The sequence below is a fragment of the Xanthomonas sp. WCS2018Noco2-27 genome (genome assembly GCF_031843525.1).
Taxonomy (GTDB): Bacteria; Pseudomonadota; Gammaproteobacteria; order Xanthomonadales; family Xanthomonadaceae; genus Xanthomonas.
In genome coordinates this window covers 21,032-39,597 of sequence record NZ_JAVTIK010000002.1, presented here as the reverse complement: position 1 = coordinate 39,597, position 18,566 = coordinate 21,032, and the positions used below count along the sequence as shown (strand labels likewise).

The window sequence follows — 18,566 nt, the reverse complement described above, 5'->3', positions numbered from 1 at the left end:
GCGGCGGCCAGGCGACAGCGCGCGGCAATCGCGCGCTGCTTCGCTCAGGCTGATTGCCCAAGCGCCACGATCGGGACAAAGCCGCCGTAGATCATGCGTTTGCCATCGAAGGGCATCGGGTTGACGGCCGGGTCCATGCGCGGGTCGTCCATCATCTTGCGCATGCCCGCATCGCGGGTGGCCTTGTCCGGCCATTCGATCCACGAAAACACCACGATCTCGTCGTCTGTGGCCGCTACCGCGCGCTGGAAGTCGGTCCATTGGCCCTGCTGGACATCGTCGCCCCAGCACTCCATTACGCGCAGTGCGCCGTACTCCATGATGATCGTATCGCCCATGCGGGCGTACTCCTGAAACGTGTCCTTGTTGGCCTTGGGCACTGCAAGGACAAACCCATCGACATACGACATAACCGCCTCCGCTGACATGACGCACGGCGTGCGCCTGATGATGACGAACAGATGTTGGTGCGATCGAAGAACGTGGAGAGCCGTGTTCAGGCGCGTGGCACCAGGGCATCGAGCGGAGCATACGGTGCATTTCGGCGACTGGCACTGCTCGCGCTCGCATGACCCCATCGGCTGCGGTTGAGTCCGGCGATGCGCTACAGGGCGCACCGATGATGTGCGATCCACGTTGGATGCGCGCGCCAGGTGCGGTTGCGATGCTGCAACGCCCAGATGGGCTGGTGTCGCGGGGGCGCCTGCGCCGGGCATTGCGCGGGCGTCGAACCTCACGGCGCAGCGTGGCCACATGCGTTGTCGCAGGCCGCCAGCGCGTTGCCTGGCCGCCTGCGCGCGCTGCGATCAGGCAGCCAGGTTGTGCCGCCGCAGTGTTGCTTCGAACACCACATCGCCGGCTTCGTTGCGCGCCTGCAGCGTGCCGCCGTGCGCCTTGACGAACTGATCGGCGATGAACAATCCCAGCCCCAGCCCCTGGCTGGCATGGAAGCTGGCCTTGAATGGTTCGAACAAGCGCGGCATCAAGCTGTCGGGAATGTGCCCGGTGTTGCGGACCGAAAGCCGCAGCACGTCGTGCTCGCGGCCGTCCAGATGCACCTGCACCGGATGACTGCCGCCATGCAGCACCGCATTGCCGACCAGGTTGGACACCACCTGCGCCAGCCGATCGCCGTCGCCGTCGCCGTCCAGGTCGCCTTCGGTGCGCAGGTCGATGGTGGTGAGCGGGTTGGCCTGCGCCACCTCGCCGACCACGCTATGCGCCACTTCGCCCAGATTGCAGGGGCCGAACTGCATCGATAGCCCGTCGGTGCGCAGCCGCGAGAAATCCAGCAATTGTTCGACCATGCGCGCCATGCGCCGCGCGCTGGTTTCCAGATGTCCGAGCGTGCGTGCGGCCGAGCCGTCGCCATCGACGTCCAGGCTCAGTTTGTCCGCACACAACAGGATCACCGAGAGCGGCGTGCGCAGATCGTGGGTGAGCACCGCCATCATGGTTTCGTTGAGCGTGAGCGCGCGTTCCAACGAGGCATTGCGCGCCTTGAGCAGCCGGCGCTGTTGGTACAACTCGATAAACACATTGACCTTGCTCAGGATCACGTGGGGCTCGATGGGCTTGTGCAAAAAATCCACTGCACCGCTTTCGTAGCCCTGAAACGCGCGCATGGGATCGTTCGGCGATGCGGTCAGAAAGATGATCGGTACATGCCGGGTGCGCTGCGAGCCGCGCATCAGTTCTGCGAGCGAAAATCCGTCCATTTCCGGCATCTGTACGTCGAGCAGGGCCAGCGCCACATCGTGTTCGAGCAGCAGCTCCAGCGCTTGCGCGCCGGAGGATGCGCACAGCACCTGGATACCATCGCGCTGCAGCAGCGCTTCCATCGCCACCAGATTCTGCGGCACATCGTCCACGATCAGGAGCTTGGCGGGTTCGTCGCCGTGCGCAGCAAGGCCGGTCGTGGTGAGATTCATGGGTGAAAGACTTCCAGTCGGTTGCAGATCGCCTGCAGGGTCAGCACCGCATCGGCACCGGCGTGGGCAAGGGCAGAGGCCGGCATCAGCGGAGACGCGGCATCATCGGGCAGCTGGATCCAGGCGGTGCCGCCTGCTGCGCGCACTGCGGCCACGCCGGCACTGCCATCGCTGCTGGCGCCGGTGAGCAGGATCGCCAACAGACGCTTGGCAAACACGTCCGCAGCCGATTCGAACAAGGGGTCGATCGCCGGGCGCGAGAACAGCACCGGCGCATCCATCGACAGGGCCAGGCTGTCGCGGGTTTCCACCAGCAGGTGATAGTCGGGTGGGGCGATGGTCACGGTGCCAGCGCGCAATGGCTGCTTGTCGTCCGCCTCGCGCACCGGTAGCGCGCAACGCGCATCCATCAGCTCGGCCAGATGGCTGGTGCGGTCGCGCGGCAGATGCAGCACCACCAGCACCGGCATCGGCAGATCGGCGGGTAGGTGGGACAACAGCGCCTGCAGCGCCATCACACCCCCGGCGGAGGCGCCGATCACGATGGCGTCGAAGTGTCGGTGCGCAGGCGTGCTGCTCATGCGGCCTTCCGATACAGGCGTTGTTCGCGTGCGCAGGTTTCAAAGGCCTGCGCATGTGCGCCGAATTGCAGCGATTCCTTGCTGCCCAGGCCCAGAAACCCGCGGTGCACCAGCGCGTCGAAGAACAGGCCCACGGCACGGTCCTGCAGGCCGCGGTTGAAATAGATCAACACATTGCGGCACGACACCAGATGCACTTCGGAGAACACCGTATCGGTGGCCAGGCTGTGATCGGCGAATACGATATTGCGCTTCAAGCGGCGGTCGAACACCGCACCGTCGTAGGCGGTGGTGTAGTAGTCCGACAACGACCCACGGCCGCCGGCATCCAGATAGTTGCGGCTGAACTGTGCGATGCGATCGATGCCGTACGCGCCGGCTTCGGCCATGTTCAACGCTTCGGGATTGATGTCGGTGGCGTAGATGACGGCCTTTTCCAGCAAGCCTTCTTCGTGCAGCAGGATCGCCAGCGACCAGACCTCTTCGCCGGTACTGCAGCCTGCCACCCACAACTTGATCGACGGATAGGTGCGCAACACCGGTACCGCATGCTCGCGCAGCACGCGAAAGTACGCCGGGTCGCGAAACATCTCCGACACCTGCACGGTGAAGAACTGCATCGCCTGCGCAAACGTTTCCGGTTCGTGCAGCAGCCGATGCTGCAGATCGGCCACGCGGGCGCACTCGAAACGCGCCATGGCATGGCGCATGCGCCGCCGTAACGACGACACCGCGTAATCGCGAAAATCGTAGTGATAGCGCTGGTACACCGCTTCCAGCAGCACCCGCAACTCCAGATCGAACAGTTCCACCGGCGTCATTGCCGCGAGCACCAGACCCGGCACAGCGACACCAGCTTGTCCACGTCGATGGGCTTGGCGATGTAGTCGTTGGCACCGGCTTCCAGGCAGCGTTCGCGGTCGTCGGCCATGGCCTTGGCGGTCAGCGCGATGATGGGCAGATCCTGCCACTGGCGATTGGCGCGGATCTCGCGCATCGCAGTGATGCCATCCATCTCCGGCATCATGATGTCCATCAGTACCAGGTCCACCTCGCGCTCGGCCAGGCGTTCCAGCGCTTCGCGGCCATTGCGTGCGATCTCCAGGGTCACGCCCAGCGGTTCGAGCACGCTGGACAGCGCAAAGATGTTGCGCACGTCGTCTTCGGCCAGCAGCACGGTGGCGCCGTCGAGCACCGCATCGCGGCGACGCGCTTCGCGCAGCAGGCGTTGCTGGTCGCTGGGCAGCGAGGCTTCCACGCTGTGCAGGAACAGCGTGACTTCGTCGAGCAGGCGTTCGGGCGAGCGCACGCCCTTGATGATGATGCTCTTGGAATACCGGCGTAGGCGCTGTTCTTCGTCGCGGGTGAGCGCACGGCCGGTGTAGACGATCACCGGCGGGAATGCCACCGCGTCGTTGCCGGCCATGCGTTCGAGCAGGTCGTAGCCGCTGCCGTCGGGCAAGGTGAGATCGGTGACCATGCAGTCGAAGGTGGAGCCGGCCAACTGCGCCATCGCCTCGGCGATGCTGCCCACCGCAACGATGTCCAATTGGTCGCGCGCCAACAGCAACTGCAGGTTTTCGCGCAAGGCGCTGTCGTCTTCGACGATGAGCAGGCGACGCACCGCACGCGCGTTGGTGTCTTCCAGTTGACGGATCGCACCGGCCAACAACTCGCGCGTTGCCGGCTTGATCAGATAGCCCACCGCGCCCAGTTCCAGTGCGATCTGGCTGCGTTCCAGTGCAGACACCACGTGCACCGGGATGTGACGGGTGGCAGGGTCGCGCTTGAGGCGTTCGAGCACGCTCAGACCGGAGGCATCGGGCAAGCCGATGTCGAGCAGGATGCCGCTGGGGCGCAACTCGGCGGCCAGTCGCAGCGCTTCTTCGGCGCTGGGGGCGACTACGCAATCGAAATCCAACTCGTGCGCCAGGTCCACCAGGGCCTGCGCAAAGCGGGTGTCGTCTTCCACCGCCAGGATCAGCCGGCCGGGACGGGTGCGCTGATCACGGTCGTCCTGCGCGCGTTGCTGTGGCGCCGCTTTGGGCGCAGGAATCGGCAGCGGCACTGCAGCAGAGACAGCGGCGGGGTGCTCGCCAGGCCGCGGTGTCATCGTCATGCCGGTGTGGTGACGCGATAGCGCGGGCGCGTTGATTGCACTCGACGTCGATGTCGGCGTCGATGTCGCGTCGGCGGCGCGCATCGCTTCTGCCGGTGCACCGTCGGTCGGCAATTCCAGGGTGAAGCAACTGCCGCGCCCGGGTTCGCTGTCCACGCTGATGCTGCCGCCCATGCGTTGTGCCAGGTCGCGCGAGATCGACAGGCCCAGGCCAGTACCGCCATAGCGACGCCGTGTGCTGCCATCGGCCTGACGGAATGCTTCGAAGATCACATCGGTCTGTTCGCGTGCGATGCCGATGCCGGTGTCGTCGACCTTGAACAGCACCCGTCCTGGTGCGCTCGCCTGGATCGACAGACTTACCGTGCCGTGTTCAGTGAACTTGATCGCGTTGGCCAGCAGGTTCTTGAGGATCTGCTGCAGACGCTGGTTGTCGACCACCAGCTGCGTCGGTGCGTCGGCCTCGGTGCCGATTTCCAGGGTCAGGCCCTTCTGTCGCGCCAGCGGTTCAAAGGTGTCGCGCAGTCGCTGTAGCACCGAGCTGGTGGCGACGGTGTCGTCGGTCAGTTCCACGTGGCCGGCTTCGATCTTGGACAGATCCAGGATGTCGTTGATCAGCGCCAGCAGATCGTTGTTGGACGACAGAATCGCCTGCGCGTACTTCACTTGGTCGGCGCTCAGCGTGCCGTCCTTGTTGTCGGCGAGCAGCTTGGCCAGGATCAGCGCGCTGTTGAGCGGGGTGCGCAGCTCGTGCGACATGTTGGCCAGAAATTCCGACTTGTAGCGCGAAGCGGTGGCCAGTTCGTTGCCATTGCGCACCAGCTGGCCTTGCGCGACCAGCAGCGCCTGCTTCTGCGCTTCCAGCGCCTGGGTACGTTCTTCCAGCTGGACGTTGGTTTGTTCCAGCTCGGCCTGCTGCTGCTCCAGATCGCTTTGCGATTGCTGCAGGCTGCGGCTTTGTTCTTCCAGTTCTTCGTTGGCCACGCGCAGTTCTTCCTGCTGCGTCTGCAGTTCCTCGCTCTGCCGCTGGGTTTCTTCCAGCAGGGCCATCAACTGCGCGCGCAGCAGCGCGGTGCGCAGCGCCAGGCCGATATTTTCACCGCAACGCGCCAGCAATTCTTGCTCGCGCGATCCGGATGTCTGCGCGTCGGTGACCCGGCCGAGTTCCAGCAGACCAATTACCCGGCCATCGGCAGTCACCGGGGCCAGCAGTAATTCCTGGCAGGCGCTCTGGCCCAGCCCGGAGGCAATCTGCAGATGCCCGGCATCCACGCCACGCACGCGGCGCACCGTGCCACGCTGCAACACCTCACCCCATTGGCCGGCATTGCTGGGCAGCGTCTTGGGCATGTCGACCGGCAGCGCCGCGCCGCCGGTGAGCCGCAGGCGCTCGCCTTCGATGCGGTACAGCGCACCGACCTGTGCGCCCAAGGTGTCGCACAGCGCGCGCAGCGCGGCATCGGCCAAGTCTTCCGGGCTTTGATCGCCCCGCAGGCTGGCTTCGACCGTGTTTTCGGCCTGCTGCAGCCACAACGCCAATTCGGCCTGACGACGTGCGCGGATCGCCTGCGTCACCACCAACGCCATCGCCAGAAACGAGACGCCGCCAATGCTGCGGTTGATCGATGAGAAGCTCGAATTGGTGCTGGGCGGCGCCAGATGAAAACCGATCGCCAGTAGCACGCACGACAGCACGCCCACTACCAGCGGCGCCTGCGGGCGGTTCTGAAAGACCGTCACGCCGACCGCCACGAAGTAGGTCAGCCACACCGCATACCCCAGCGGCGTGACCAACTCCACGCTCAACGTGCCAGCCATCAAGGCCCCCGCGATGACCCAGATCCAGCGGTCGCGTGTGGTCGAGATGTTCTGCATGAGGCGCGCGCACCAAACTGAGAGGGCGGTCATGGTAGCCGATAACTTTCACGCGCCAATCGCCGGGTTTTTGACGCTTTTCCAGCCGGGTTGGCTTGCACGCAACCTTCACGGCAACGTCACTATGGTCGCGCGCTTTTCCGGGGGAACATCGCGCGATGGAGACGGAAACGACCATCGACAACGCAGGGCCGCTGTCGCACGACAGCCGGCAGTGCCAGCTGTTGGTGCAAAGCGTCTCCGATTACGCGATCTATATGCTCGACACCGGCGGCTATGTGCGCAGCTGGAATCCCGGCGGTGAGCGCATCAAGGGCTATACCGCTGCTGACGTGCTTGGTTCGCATTTTTCGCGTTTTTATCTGCCCGAAGATGCGCAGCGCGACGAGCCCATGCAGAACCTGGACATTGCCAAGCGGCAGGGGCGTCTTGCTGCTGAAGGGTGGCGCGTACGCAAGGACGGCAGCCGCTTCTGGGCCAGCGTGGTAATCGAACCGGTACTGGAATTCGGCGTGCTGGTCGGGTTTGCCAAGATCACCCGCGATGTCACCGACCGCCATGACGCGCAACGTCTATTGCAGCAGGCGCAGCACGCGCTGTTGCATTCGCAGAAAGTCGAGGCGCTGGGTCGGTTGACGCTGGGCATGGCGCACGACTTCAACAACCTGCTGACGGTGATGGTGACCAGCCTGGATCTGATCGCGCTGCGTGCCGGCGACGATGCGCGCACGCGCATGCTGGTGGAAGCGGCGCAGACCGCGGTGGATCGCGGCACCTTGCTGACACGCCAGCTGCTCGCCTTCGCGCGTGGGCAGCGCCTGGTTCCGGAGCGGCATGCCGCCAACGCGGTGGTGACGCGTACGCTCGAACTATTGCGCCGCGCCTGCCCGACCGCGGTAACGCTCTCGCTGGACTTCGCCGATGCGTTGCCCGATGTATGCGTGGACCCCGGCCAACTGGAAGCGGCGCTGCTCAATCTGGTGTTCAATAGTTGCGATGCGATGTCGGCCGGTGGCGCCATCACCGTGATCACCGCCGCGCAGCAGCGCGTTGCACCATCGGCGCCGCAGGGCGCAACGCGTCGTTACGTCAGCATCGCAGTACGCGACAATGGCCCCGGCATGTCGGCACAGGTGGCGCAGTGCGCCAGCGAGCCGTTTTTCACCACCAAGGATGTCGGCAAAGGCTCCGGCCTGGGATTGAGCCAGGTGTATGGCTTTGCGTCCCAATCCGGTGGCTTCGTCGATCTGGAGACCGCACCTGGGTGCGGCACCACCGTCACCCTGTTTCTCCCGGCCATCGAGGAGGCCGAGCATGACTGAACCCCTGCGCCTGCTGATGGTGGAAGACCAAGAAGAGTTGCGCGAGTTGATCGGCGAGGCATTGCGCGATGCAGGCATCACCGTCGACACCGCCGATGATGCCCATGACGCCTTGCGCATGCTGCGCGACAGCGGCCCTTACGACGTGGTGTTCAGCGATATCCGCATGCCCAACGGCATGTCGGGGATCGAATTGAGCGAGCAGGTGGCGCAGCTGTTGCCGCAGGCGCGCGTCATCCTGGCCTCGGGGTTTGCGAAAGCGCAGCTGCCGCCGCTGCCGGCTGGGGTTGACTTCCTGCCCAAGCCCTATCGCCTGCGTCAGCTCATCGACATGTTGAAGGGCGTTGCGGCCAACGCCTGAGCGCCGGCCGCAGGTCTGCATCCGCTGCGGCATCAACGGCTCTGGTAGTAGACCTTGTCGATGGCGATCTCCACCGGCGCGCCCGGCGGATCGGCCACCAGCATGAAAGGCTGTTTGACCGCCTGCAGATCCAGGTCGTAGAAGGCACTGAACGGAATGCTCACTTCGTGCCAGGCGCCGTCGCGCACCAGGCCGTACTGATTGCCGCCGGCCGCAAAATCCACCCAGCTGTCGCCGAAGCTGGTGTTGATGCCGATCTTGAATGTCGATGCGGTGGTGGTCTTGACCTGCAGCTTCAGCGCGCCGCCTGCGTAGGCAGCCAGATTGCGGTAATCGCTCTGGATTCCCAGTCCATACCAGGTCCCCGCGTTGGCGCGATACGCCATGACATTGGCCCCTTCAAACGGCGCCTGCGCGATCGGGGTGAGGTTGTTCCAGAGATACAGCTCGGCATCCTGGCCGAAGGTCAATCGCGCGCTGGTATCGGCCTGGTCGGTGAACACACCAAAGCGTCCGGCCGGCATGGCGTGTTGGCTGCCCACATACAATTGCGAACCGGGATTTTGATACAGACGGATGTAATCGATCTCCAGCTTGCCCGGCAGCGGTGCGGTCACCGCGGCCGGTGAGGTCACCCCGGTGTAGGTGCCACCCACCGCCAGATTGAGCAGCAGATACTGCTGCTGATGGAACTCGTGCAACGAGGCACCTTCGATATTGGAAATCGCAAATTCGAAGTACTGCTGCCCGTCGATCGAGATGCGGATGAACTGCGGATCCCAGGTCATGCGGTACACATGGAAATCGGTGTGCAGATTCACCGGGCTGGTGTAGCTGGTGTCGTAGTCGGCCTGCGCGCCGTTGTAGTCCCAATGCACGGCCGCACCGATGCGGCGATTGGCAGTGCCGTTGGCGATCGCCGCAGCCATGCCGGCTTCCATCAGATCGATTTCGCCACGCCCGGGCCACACGCCGATGGTGCCCAGCATCCAGTACGCCGGCCACAGCCCATTGCCGACCACCGGCGTCTTGATGCGCGCTTCGAGCGTGCCGTAGGTGAAATGCATGCGGCCTTCGGTCTTGAGTCGTGCCGAGGTGAAGGGCATGCCGCCAAACGCTTCGCGGCGCGCTTCGATCACCAGCCGGCCGTTTTCGATGCGCGCGTTGTCGGGGCGACTGGTGTAGTACTGCATCTCGCCATTGCCCCAACCGCACAAGCTGATCTGACACCCGTTGCCGACGTCGTACGTCCACTTGGTGCCGTCGATCGATGGACCGTTGAAGTTGTCTTCCCACACCAGGGTCTGCGCTTGCGCGCAGGGGGCCAGTGCGATGCCCAGCAAAACAGCGAACTGCATGGTGACGCTGCGTACGACGCTCATGCGCCTCTCCGATGATGGACCCGGGTCCGTGGAGAAACGACGCTGCGCAGCGCCTGGTTCAGAGTCAAAGCAATTGTTCGGCGTGTTTCCGTTCCGTGGTGTTCATTCCGGAATAATCAATCATTGGTATGACGACGGTCGCAAACGTTGGCTGCCGCATGTTGCGCGGCAGCAGCCTGATGCGATCGTGCATGCTCGGGGTGTTTCACTGCCGCGCAGCGGCTGGCATGCGCGAGGCGGTCAGACCTCAAACGTGTCGAGGATGCATGGAAGCGCTTGCAGCATGGCGGTGTCATCTACGCCATACGCGCGCAGGCACTGCCATGCAGATGCGCCTGTCGATCACCAGCGTTGCACATGCCGGCGTTCGTCACTGCCCCGCATGCACGGTCCACGCAACCAGGCGGCTTACCAGCGGCCGCACCACCAGCACGCAGCAAAACGCCGTGGGCATCGCAATGCGGTAGGCATCCAGCACGCGCCATCCGAATCCCGGCGTCAGCCCGGTATTGGCGCCGGTGATCACGACGCACATCAGCAACGCCATGATCGCGGCCATGTAAAACGCAAACACGAATGGTGTGGCGCGTACTCCGAGCTTCCAACGTGAGCGTGCCAGTGCGGAGGAGGGTGGGGATGACGACATAGGGGGGCCTCGCTTGCCGCGAACCAGCGGCATGGCGCAACTTTAGGGCGAGCGTCGCAGCTCGGGTAGATCGCGTAACCTTGCGGCTTACGTAAGAGAATCTTACGAATCGCTCCGGAATACTTGCTCAATTAATGAATATTCTTCAGTCGATTCGCAGTTTCGTCAGCACCGTGGATGCCGGCAGCATTGCCGGTGGAGCCAAATTGCTGGGCGTCAGCGCCGCCGCGGTCAGCCAGAACATCGCGCGGCTCGAACAGCACCTGGGCGTGCGCTTGCTGCACCGGACCACCCGCAGCCTGGCGTTGACCGAACGCGGTGCGCTGTATTTCGAACAGGTGCGGCAACTGGAGCGCGACCTGGAGCGTGCGCGGCAACTGGTGGCCGGCCCGCAGCAGGCGCTGGCGGGACGATTGCGTGTGGCCAGCACCGCCGCGTTCGCACGCCATGTGCTCGCACCGATGCTGCCTGCGCTGCGTCAGCAATATCCGCAGTTGGAGATCGAACTGCTGTGCACCGACCGAGTGGTGCAGCACGCGCAGGAGAGCGTGGATGTCAGTTTGCGTATCGAAGCGCAGCTGGAAGACGGCCTGGTGGCACGGCCCATTGCGGATGTGCCGTTCGTGGTATGCGCCGCGCCCGAGTATCTGGCCCGCTGCGGCACCCCCAAGCACCCGGACGAGCTCAAATATCACGACTGTCTGTTGCTGCGCTACCCGGTGGACGGACGCTTTTTGCGTTGGAATTTCGTGCGCGACGGCGTGCGGTTTCAGCCGCAACTCGGCCAGGCGATGGTCAGCGACGATGTCGACGCGCTGGCCACCATGGCCGTCGCTGGCGGCGGCATTACCCGCCTGGCCGCCTTCGTGGTGCAGCCCTACCTGCAGCGCGGTCAACTGCAAGCGTTGTTTGTGCCCGATGGCAGTGACGCGACGCAGGCCGCCGTCGAGCCATTGCGTCTGTTTCTTTGCGTGGCCGACCGTCGTGACTTCACTCCGAAAGTGCGCGCTTTCATGGCGCACGTACTGGAACGCTTGCCCCTAGAGTGGCGCGTTGCTGAGCCGGATCCGCTACCGGCATCGGCGCCTACATCGGTCTAGATCGGCCAATCAAGCGCAGCGACCGGCCACGCGAGTGTGGGGGGGGGGGCGTACGCACCCTGACGTGCGCACGTGACATGCTGATTTCCAGCAACGGCCTGGCCTGCGTGATGGTCGCGCAATCGTTTTGTTGCGCGCTCTTGAAGCGACAACCCCACGATAGCTGGCTTACTGCAGCTCGAGCATCACCACCGAGTGCGCAGGCAGCGCCACCGTCAACACCTTCGCTTGCAAACGGGCGCCGTTGAATGGCTTCGGTTCGACGACGCGCGGCTGCACAAAGGTATTGTGGGCAGTGATCGCCGGCGCGGTCAGAATCTTTCCGTCGACGCGGCGTGCAGACAGCCCTTGCACGTCTACGCTGACGCTTGCTGCGGCAGTGGCATCCAGGTTGGTCAGCGCGACATACACATGCCCGTCCTTCGCCTTGACTGCCGAGCCGTGTACCGCCGGTACATGCGCGTCGCCGTGGCGGTACTCCGGTGTCTGCAGCTGCAGCGGCAGGTGCGTGGCATCTTGGTAAGGCTTGTACAGCGCAAACACGTGGTAGGTCGGCGTCAGTACCATCTTGTCGCCATCAGTGAGGATCATCGCCTGCAACACGTTGACCATCTGCGCGATGTTGGCCATGCGCACGCGCTCGGCATGCGTGCTGAAGATATCGATGTTCAGCGACGCAACCAGCGCATCGCGCAGGCTGTTTTGTTGATGCAGAAATCCCGGATTCGCATCGGGCAGGCCTGCGTACCAGGTGCCCCATTCGTCGACCACCAGTGCGACTTTCTTGCCCGGGTCGTACTTGTCCATGATCGCGCTGTGCTTGGTGATCAGCTCGTCCATCACCAGCGTGCGCGACAGCGTGTCGATCCAGGCGCGCTCGTCGAAGTCGGTCGATGAGGCACGCGGCGGCCAGCCGCCGGGCACGGTGTAGTAATGCAGGCTCAGGCCGTCCATCAGTGTGCCGGCCTCGCGCATCATCACCTCGGTCCAGTGGTAGTCGTCGTTATTGGGGCCGGGCGCGATCTTGAGCAGCGGCTGATTGGCCGGCGTCTTGACGAAGGTCTGGTAGCGCCGATAAACGTCGGCTGCGTATTCCACCCGCATATTGCCGCCGCATCCCCACAGCTCGTTGCCCACGCCGAAGTAGGGCACCTTCCATGGCGCATCGCGGCCGTTGGCGCGGCGCTCGTTGGCCAGGCTGGAGTGTGTGGGCGCGGTCATGTATTCGGTCCACTGCGCAATCTCGTCCGGCGCCGCATTGCCCACGTTGCCGGCGATATAGGCCTGGGTGCCGAGCAGTTCGGTGAAGTCCATGAACTCGTGGGTGCCGAACCGATTCGACTCCTCCACGCCACCCCAATGCGTATTGACGCGGATAGGGCGTTTGGCCGGGTTGCCCACGCCATCGCGCCAATGGTATTCGTCGGCAAAGCAGCCGCCCGGCCAGCGGATGTTCGGCACCGCAATGGCCTTCAACGCGGCGAGCACGTCGTTGCGATACCCGCGCGTATTGGCAATCGGCGAGTCTTCGCCCACCCACACGCCGCCGTAGATGCCGGTACCCAGATGCTCGGCAAACTGACCAAAGAGCTGCCGCGAGACCTGCGCGCCCGGTTGGTCCGCACGCAGCATCCCGGTCACCTTGACCTCAGCCGCCGACACGTTACAGACGCCGGTCGCCAGGGCGGCCGCAACGACGCTATGCGCCAGCCGTTTGCATGAAGTCCGCAATGTGAGGGAAATCCACTGCATTGGCTGGGCGCTCCTGTGTTGGTCGTCGGGTTGGTCACGCGCTGCCGTAGGAGCGGCGCTGGCTTAGCGTAGTGCGTGGCGCGGCCGGTTGTCGTGCTGCAGCGCGACCGCCGCAGGCGAGCACGGCCGCGGACACCGATCTGCGGCTGCGCGTGCCGCACGTGGAGATGTGCGCAAGGGCATGGTCGGCAGATGCGCGACACCGCTATGCTCGCCAGCTTCCATCAGTGGCGGGGCGATTCATGCAGCGAGTGTTCGGGCAGTTGCCAGACGGTGTCGAGGTCCACGCGCTTACCCTGCGCAGCGATGCCGGGCTGGAGGCCGAGGTGCTGACGTATGGCGGCATCCTGCACGCGCTGCGGCTGACCACCGCGCACGGCGTTGTGCCGCTGCTGCTGGCCTTGCCGGACCTGCCTGCCTACGCGGCCGATGGCGACAGCCTCAATATCCTGGTGGGCCGCTTCGGCAACCGCATCGCCGGTGCGCGCTACACCCTGGATGGGGTGACGCACCTGCTTGCGGCCAACGAAGGGCGCAACCAGCTGCATGGCGGCCTGCGCGGGTTCGGTCGGCGCGTGTGGAGCGTGCTGGAGCAGACCTCGGATCAGGTGCTGCTGGGTTACGACTCGCCCGATGGCGAAGAAGGCTACCCCGGCAATCTGCAGGTGCGTGCGCGTCTGGCGCTGCACGAGCGCAGCCTGCAGCTGGACTTCGAAGCGCATTGCGATGCCGCCACGCCGTTAAACCTGACCCATCACCCGTACTTCAATCTGTCGGGCGACCCGCAGACGCGTGCGGCTTCACAGGTGTTGCGGGTGCCTGCCGACCGCTATCTGCCGGTGGATGCCGAGTCGATCCCGACCGGCGAGATCGCCTCGGTCGCGGGTACGCCCTTCGATTTCCGCACGCCTGCCGCGCTGGCCGACCGCATCGACCCCGCGCATCCGCAGGTGATGCTCGGCAAGGGCTACGACCAGTGCCTGGTGCTGGCAGACGGCGCAGACCGCGTGGCCGAGCTGTACTCGCCGCACAGTGGCGTGGCGCTGCGCATCAGTAGCGACGCGCCGGCAGTGCAGCTCTACGAAGGGCAGCATCTGGACGCCCATCATCCCGGCCTGGGCCGCGGCGTCTGCCTGGAGCCGCAGGACTACCCGGACGCGCCCAACCACGCCAACTTCCCCTCCACGATCCTGCACCCTGGCGAGATCTACCGCCGCCGCATCGTCTATCGCTTCGCCAGCCCCGGCCCGGACCAGCCATGGGATGTGGTCAGTGCGGCGCTGGATGCGTGAGGGTAATGGGAGGCGATGGGGCTACGCGGCCGCTGCTGGAAACAGGCGTTGCTGCGTCTGGTCACCGCGCAAGCATGGAGTGCGCTCGTGAACTGGGCGCAAGCGACGCGGCGACATCGGCAGGCGCGCACTGCACGCCGATCCACATAGCAGTCAGGTCAGCCTGACTGTTGATAAACGCCGCAGTGGCAAACCAGTTCCAGGCCTGCGTTCTGAAGCGCATCGCTCGCGTATTCGCGCAGACGACTGATCATTGTTTCGTTGGCACCAATATGCAGTGACCCACGTCGTAACACCTCCGGCGTGCGTCCCGGCCTGATGACGTGCGAGACCGTTGCACGCCCACCGCCATCAACGCGGCCCCAGCACCAGCTCGATTACGAACTTGCTGCCGAAGAACGACAGCACCAGCAGCGCCATCGCAGTCAGCGTCCAATGCACCGCCTTGCTGCCGCGCCAGCCATTGCGCCAGCGGCCGATCAACAGCGCGCCGAACACGATCCACGACAGGATGCTGAGCACGGTCTTGTGCAACAGCCGCTGCGCCAGGAAGTCCTGCACGAACAGCAGCCCGGTCAGCAGGGTCAGGCTCAGCAACACGAAGCCGACCGTGATCGTGCGGAACAACAAGGTTTCCAGCTCGGTCAACGGCGGTAGCGCACGTAGCCAGGTGTGGAAGTCGCGCCGCCGTAGCGCACGCTCCTGCAGCCACAGCATGATCGCCAGCAGCGCGGCGATGCCCAGGGTGGCGTAGGCCAGCAAAGCCATCCAGGCGTGCAACTCCAGCCGCCAGCCCAGGTCCGCGCTCGGTTCGTGGCCGTAGGCGTGATAACTGGCCAGCAGGATCGCCGACAGCGGAAACACCACCACGCCCACCGCCGCCATCCGCCCGCGGCCGCCGAACACCGCCGTTAGCGCGGCCATGCCCAGGCCACACAGCGACAGCGCCGCAAAGAAATGCATGTCCGGCCCGCCTGCTGTGCGGAACGCCACCAGCACGTGATATCCGGCGTGCAGCGCAACGGCGGCAAGTGCCGGTGCCAGCCAGCGCGCAGGGGCCTGGTTGCCATCGCGCAGCACCGCCTGGGTGAGCAGCGCCGCGGCCAGCAGATACAAGGCGAACGCGATGAGAACGATTGTCATCGTGGAAGTTTCGCATATTGGCGGCGGGGAGTCGGGATTGGTGATTCGGGAATCGGGAATCGGGAATCGGGAATCGGGAATCGGGAATCGGGAATCGGGAATCGGGAAAGCAGGGTTGCGAGCTGCGGGGCTGGAGGTGGGCTGGCCAGGTGGGGCCGGCGCGCGAGCGGGTAAGGGAGACTTGCCCGTCGGCGCTGCAGCTGTCGTTCCTGGTGCGGCTGCGCTGTCGCGCGGGTTGGCTCTGCACATTGCCGAGTGTTGGGGCGGCTTCTTCCTGGTCTGGCTTCGCCGGGCGGGCGGCGGGACGGGCGGTTGGCCTGTGCCGCTATAATCGGTGCCCGTTTCCCCTTACGCGGTCCTTTGCGCATGTTCGAGTCCCTAACCCAACGTCTCTCCGGCACCATGGAGCGCCTGCGCGGACGCGGCCGCCTGACCGAGGAAAACATCCGCGAAGCCACCCGTGAAGTGCGCATCGCACTGCTCGAAGCCGACGTCGCATTGCCGGTGGTACAGGCGCTGATCGAGCGCATCAAGGTGCGTGCGGTCGGCCAGGAAGTTCTCAAGTCGCTGACCCCGGGCCAGGCGCTGATCAAGATCGTGCGTGACGAGCTCACCGCCGTGATGGGTGCCGCCGCTGCCGACCTCAACCTCAACGTGCCGGCGCCGGCCATCATCCTGATGGCGGGCCTGCAGGGTGCGGGCAAGACCACCACGGTCGGCAAGCTCGCCAAGCACTTGAAGGAAAAGCGCAAGAAAAAGGTCATGGTGGTCTCGGCCGACGTTTATCGCCCGGCCGCGATCGAGCAGCTCAAGACCCTGGCCGAACAGGTCGGCGTGCTGTTCTTCCCCTCCGATGCCTCGCAGAAGCCGGTCGACATCGTGCGCGCGGCCATCAGCGACGCGCGCAAGTCCTTCGCCGACGTGCTGCTGGTCGATACCGCCGGCCGTCTGGCGATCGATCAAGCGATGATGGACGAGATCAAGGCCTTGCACGCCGCGATCAACCCCACCGAAACCCTGTTCGTGGTCGATGCCATGACCGGCCAGGACGCGGCCAACACCGCCAAGGCGTTCGGTGAGGCGCTGCCGCTGACCGGCGTGGTGCTGACCAAGACCGACGGCGACGCCCGCGGCGGTGCCGCACTGAGCGTGCGCTACATCACCGGCAAGCCGATCAAGTTTGTCGGTACCGGCGAAAAGACCGACGGCCTGGACGTGTTCCATCCGGATCGTGTGGCCAGCCGCATCCTGGACATGGGCGACGTGCTGTCGCTGGTGGAGCAGGTCGAGCAGAGCGTCGATCAGGAAAAGGCCGCCAAGCTCGCCGCCAAGGTCGCAAAGGGCAAGAAGTTCGACCTCAACGACATGAAAGAACAGCTCGAGCAGATGCAGAACATGGGCGGTATCCATGGGCTGATGGACAAGCTGCCGGGCATGGGCCAGATCCCGGACAACGTCAAGCAGCAGGTCACCGGCAAGGAAGTGCCGCGCATGATCGCCATCATCAATTCGATGACCAAGAAAGAGCGCCGTAACCCGGCCCTGCTCAACGGCTCGCGCCGCGCCCGCATCGCGCGTGGCTCGGGCATGCTGCCGGCCGACGTCAACAAGCTGATGAAGCAGTACCAGCAGATGGAAAAGATGATGGGCAAGCTGGCCGGCGGCGGCATGAAGGGCTTGATGCGCAACATGAAGGGCATGATGGGCGCCATGGGCGGCCGCGGCGGCATGCCGTTCCGTTGATGTCAGTGATGCGCTGACGCGGCCAGTGCGGCGCCGCACTGGCCCTGCGCTGGCAATGTAGGGTGTCGCGCAGATGCAGGTGGGATTGCATGGATGCAGTCAGAGGTCCATATCAAACGCTGCGTGGGTCGAGGGCGCGGTGTCCTCACCGCTCGCGGGACACGCCGTAAACCCGTCCCTGGGGGCTCTGTGGCAGCATCCATGCCGCCACACGGTCCCGCAAGCGGCGAGGGCACCGCACCAGAAAGTTGGTCGGTTGCTTTGTTCAAAAGTATGCACACCGACTATCTCGACCAGTCCTTGCCCGCCCACCGTCGCGGGACCTTACGCGGCATGGATGCCGCGTAAGCGCTTGCAAGGACGTCCTTGCAGCGTGTCCCGCGAGGGTGGGCGGGCAAGGGCCCTGCAGCCAGGCAGTAGATCAGCCGGCCTGCAGTAGACTGGCGTGAAGTAGTTTTGTTGGCGGCTCTTAGTCGAGGTAACCGTGACCGAAAGCCGTATGTATCCCGCCCAGGACGACGCTGCGATGTTGGCGGCGTATGCCGATGCACGCGCGACGTTCAAGTTTTTCTGGCGTGAGCTGTCCTGGGAATATCGTCGGATCGTGCCGGCGTTGTCCCTCGCAGCGATCAAGTTACCGTTTGCCACCGACGCATCCGCAGTTGGTGCGCCGTCACACGAGCACATGTGGGTATCGGACGTGCAGTTCGATGGCGACCAGCTGTCCGGCAGCCTGCTCAACGACCCGGCATGGATCTCGGAGCTGGCCGCCGGCGACGCTGTCTCTGCGCCGATCGGCGAACTGGAAGACTGGATGTATGTCATCGATGGGTTGGCCTACGGCGGCCACACCATCGATGCGATGCGTCGCGCGATGCTGCAGGACGAACGTGCCGAACACGATGCCGCGTGGGGCCTGGATTTCGGTGGTCCGGGTGCCGTGCGCCTGGTGCCTGCGCGCGTGCAGGAGCGCAAAAGCGGGTTGTTCGGCAAGCTGTTCGGCAGCAAGCCGGCTCAGCCCACCGCAGCGCAGCAGGACCCATCGGAGTGCGAGCATCCGATGAGCGAGAACATGGGCGCCAAGTTCGATCAGGGCCTGCGCGATCAGCCCGACATGGTGCATTTCCGCGACGACGCTGGCTGGACGCTGTTGCACCGCGATGCCCTGGCCGGTAATTATCAGCCGGTCTCGCTGCTGCTCAAGCACGGCGCCGATGCGTCGCTACGCACGCCCTCGGGAAACACCGCGCTGGACCTGGCGCGACAGATGCAGTGGCCCAGGATCGTGCAACTGCTCGAAGGCTATCGCTGAGGGTGTC

Annotated in this window: 15 protein-coding genes; 6 read left to right on the top strand and 9 right to left on the bottom strand. The window is 64.7% G+C overall.

Annotation, left to right across the window (positions count from 1 at the left end):
- Window positions 1-44: 44 nt before the first annotated feature.
- The 5 genes from RQH86_RS05225 to RQH86_RS05205 all read right to left on the bottom strand — a co-directional run bounded on the left by RQH86_RS05225 (window position 45) and on the right by RQH86_RS05205 (window position 6,506).
- Window positions 45-410: a DUF1428 domain-containing protein gene (locus RQH86_RS05225; RefSeq protein WP_055845481.1), complete on the bottom strand. Its 366-nt coding sequence runs from the start codon at window positions 408-410 to the stop codon at window positions 45-47.
- Window positions 411-806: 396 nt separating this feature from the next.
- The gene (locus RQH86_RS05220; RefSeq protein ID WP_311239491.1) at window positions 807-1,931 is read right to left on the bottom strand and encodes a hybrid sensor histidine kinase/response regulator; all 1,125 of its coding nucleotides are present in this window, start codon (window positions 1,929-1,931) and stop codon (window positions 807-809) included.
- Window positions 1,928-2,512, bottom strand: coding sequence for a chemotaxis protein CheB (locus tag RQH86_RS05215; protein ID WP_311239492.1), 585 nt, complete (start codon window positions 2,510-2,512; stop codon window positions 1,928-1,930). Before RQH86_RS05215 ends, RQH86_RS05220 begins: the two co-directional genes overlap by 4 nt.
- Window positions 2,509-3,357 (bottom strand): CheR family methyltransferase, encoded by an 849-nt coding sequence (locus RQH86_RS05210; protein ID WP_193552536.1) that lies wholly within the window; start codon window positions 3,355-3,357, stop codon window positions 2,509-2,511. The genes RQH86_RS05215 and RQH86_RS05210 overlap by 4 nt, the downstream gene beginning before the upstream one ends.
- Window positions 3,330-6,506: a response regulator gene (locus tag RQH86_RS05205; protein ID WP_311239493.1), complete on the bottom strand. Its 3,177-nt coding sequence runs from the start codon at window positions 6,504-6,506 to the stop codon at window positions 3,330-3,332. Before RQH86_RS05205 ends, RQH86_RS05210 begins: the two co-directional genes overlap by 28 nt.
- Window positions 6,507-6,664: 158 nt before the next feature.
- On the opposite strand from RQH86_RS05205, the gene RQH86_RS05200 reads away from it, so the two are divergent.
- Window positions 6,665-7,828: a PAS domain S-box protein gene (locus RQH86_RS05200; RefSeq protein WP_311239494.1), complete on the top strand. Its 1,164-nt coding sequence runs from the start codon at window positions 6,665-6,667 to the stop codon at window positions 7,826-7,828.
- Window positions 7,821-8,189 carry a response regulator gene (locus RQH86_RS05195; RefSeq protein WP_055845468.1) on the top strand — a complete coding sequence of 123 codons (369 nt, stop codon included), beginning with the start codon at window positions 7,821-7,823 and terminating at the stop codon, window positions 8,187-8,189. Before RQH86_RS05200 ends, RQH86_RS05195 begins: the two co-directional genes overlap by 8 nt.
- Window positions 8,190-8,221: 32 nt before the next feature.
- Here RQH86_RS05195 and RQH86_RS05190 read toward each other — a convergent pair whose 3' ends face one another.
- Together RQH86_RS05190 and RQH86_RS05185 are read right to left on the bottom strand one after the other, a co-directional pair.
- The gene (locus tag RQH86_RS05190; RefSeq protein WP_311239495.1) at window positions 8,222-9,571 is read right to left on the bottom strand and encodes a glycoside hydrolase family 16 protein; all 1,350 of its coding nucleotides are present in this window, start codon (window positions 9,569-9,571) and stop codon (window positions 8,222-8,224) included.
- Window positions 9,572-9,941: 370 nt separating this feature from the next.
- Window positions 9,942-10,217 (bottom strand): DUF2798 domain-containing protein, encoded by a 276-nt coding sequence (locus RQH86_RS05185; protein WP_055845463.1) that lies wholly within the window; start codon window positions 10,215-10,217, stop codon window positions 9,942-9,944.
- A 134-nt stretch (window positions 10,218-10,351) separates the two neighbouring features.
- Here RQH86_RS05185 and RQH86_RS05180 point away from each other — a divergent pair, with 134 nt between their 5' ends.
- Window positions 10,352-11,317, top strand: a complete 966-nt coding sequence (locus RQH86_RS05180; RefSeq protein WP_115553290.1) for a LysR family transcriptional regulator — start codon at window positions 10,352-10,354, stop codon at window positions 11,315-11,317.
- A 168-nt stretch (window positions 11,318-11,485) separates the two neighbouring features.
- On the opposite strand, the gene RQH86_RS05175 is transcribed toward RQH86_RS05180, so the two are convergent.
- On the bottom strand, window positions 11,486-13,069 hold the full coding sequence (locus RQH86_RS05175; RefSeq protein ID WP_311239496.1) for an alpha-L-arabinofuranosidase C-terminal domain-containing protein: 1,584 nt from the start codon (window positions 13,067-13,069) through the stop codon (window positions 11,486-11,488).
- A 242-nt stretch (window positions 13,070-13,311) separates the two neighbouring features.
- Between RQH86_RS05175 and RQH86_RS05170 the strand changes: the two genes are divergently transcribed.
- A complete protein-coding gene (locus RQH86_RS05170; RefSeq protein WP_311239497.1) occupies window positions 13,312-14,361 on the top strand; it encodes an aldose epimerase family protein in 1,050 nt (349 codons plus the stop codon).
- A gap of 351 nt (window positions 14,362-14,712) precedes the next feature.
- Here the strand turns inward: RQH86_RS05170 and ccsA are convergent, their stop codons facing one another.
- A complete protein-coding gene (gene ccsA / locus RQH86_RS05165; protein WP_055845453.1) occupies window positions 14,713-15,504 on the bottom strand; it encodes a cytochrome c biogenesis protein CcsA in 792 nt (263 codons plus the stop codon).
- 366 nt (window positions 15,505-15,870) lie between these two features.
- Between ccsA and ffh the strand changes: the two genes are divergently transcribed.
- Complete coding sequence (gene ffh, locus RQH86_RS05160) at window positions 15,871-17,247, top strand: signal recognition particle protein (protein ID WP_055845447.1); 1,377 nt, start codon at window positions 15,871-15,873, stop codon at window positions 17,245-17,247.
- A gap of 484 nt (window positions 17,248-17,731) precedes the next feature.
- Window positions 17,732-18,559, top strand: coding sequence for a DUF2314 domain-containing protein (locus tag RQH86_RS05155; protein ID WP_311240425.1), 828 nt, complete (start codon window positions 17,732-17,734; stop codon window positions 18,557-18,559).
- The last annotated feature ends 7 nt before the right edge of the window (window positions 18,560-18,566 follow it).

What these genes read in the sequence shown, in the direction of transcription:
- RQH86_RS05220 (WP_311239491.1), bottom strand. Translation starts at nt 1,931, where the DNA reads ATGAATCTCACCACGACCGGCCTTGCTGCGCACGGCGACGAACCCGCC.
- RQH86_RS05190 (WP_311239495.1), bottom strand. Translation starts at nt 9,571, where the DNA reads ATGAGCGTCGTACGCAGCGTCACCATGCAGTTCGCTGTTTTGCTGGGC.
- RQH86_RS05205 (WP_311239493.1), bottom strand. Translation starts at nt 6,506, where the DNA reads ATGCAGAACATCTCGACCACACGCGACCGCTGGATCTGGGTCATCGCG.
- ccsA (WP_055845453.1), bottom strand. Translation starts at nt 15,504, where the DNA reads ATGACAATCGTTCTCATCGCGTTCGCCTTGTATCTGCTGGCCGCGGCG.
- RQH86_RS05225 (WP_055845481.1), bottom strand. Translation starts at nt 410, where the DNA reads ATGTCGTATGTCGATGGGTTTGTCCTTGCAGTGCCCAAGGCCAACAAG.
- RQH86_RS05195 (WP_055845468.1), top strand. Translation starts at nt 7,821, where the DNA reads ATGACTGAACCCCTGCGCCTGCTGATGGTGGAAGACCAAGAAGAGTTG.
- RQH86_RS05175 (WP_311239496.1), bottom strand. Translation starts at nt 13,069, where the DNA reads ATGCAGTGGATTTCCCTCACATTGCGGACTTCATGCAAACGGCTGGCG.
- RQH86_RS05185 (WP_055845463.1), bottom strand. Translation starts at nt 10,217, where the DNA reads ATGTCGTCATCCCCACCCTCCTCCGCACTGGCACGCTCACGTTGGAAG.
- RQH86_RS05180 (WP_115553290.1), top strand. Translation starts at nt 10,352, where the DNA reads ATGAATATTCTTCAGTCGATTCGCAGTTTCGTCAGCACCGTGGATGCC.
- RQH86_RS05200 (WP_311239494.1), top strand. Translation starts at nt 6,665, where the DNA reads ATGGAGACGGAAACGACCATCGACAACGCAGGGCCGCTGTCGCACGAC.
- RQH86_RS05170 (WP_311239497.1), top strand. Translation starts at nt 13,312, where the DNA reads ATGCAGCGAGTGTTCGGGCAGTTGCCAGACGGTGTCGAGGTCCACGCG.
- RQH86_RS05215 (WP_311239492.1), bottom strand. Translation starts at nt 2,512, where the DNA reads ATGAGCAGCACGCCTGCGCACCGACACTTCGACGCCATCGTGATCGGC.
- ffh (WP_055845447.1), top strand. Translation starts at nt 15,871, where the DNA reads ATGTTCGAGTCCCTAACCCAACGTCTCTCCGGCACCATGGAGCGCCTG.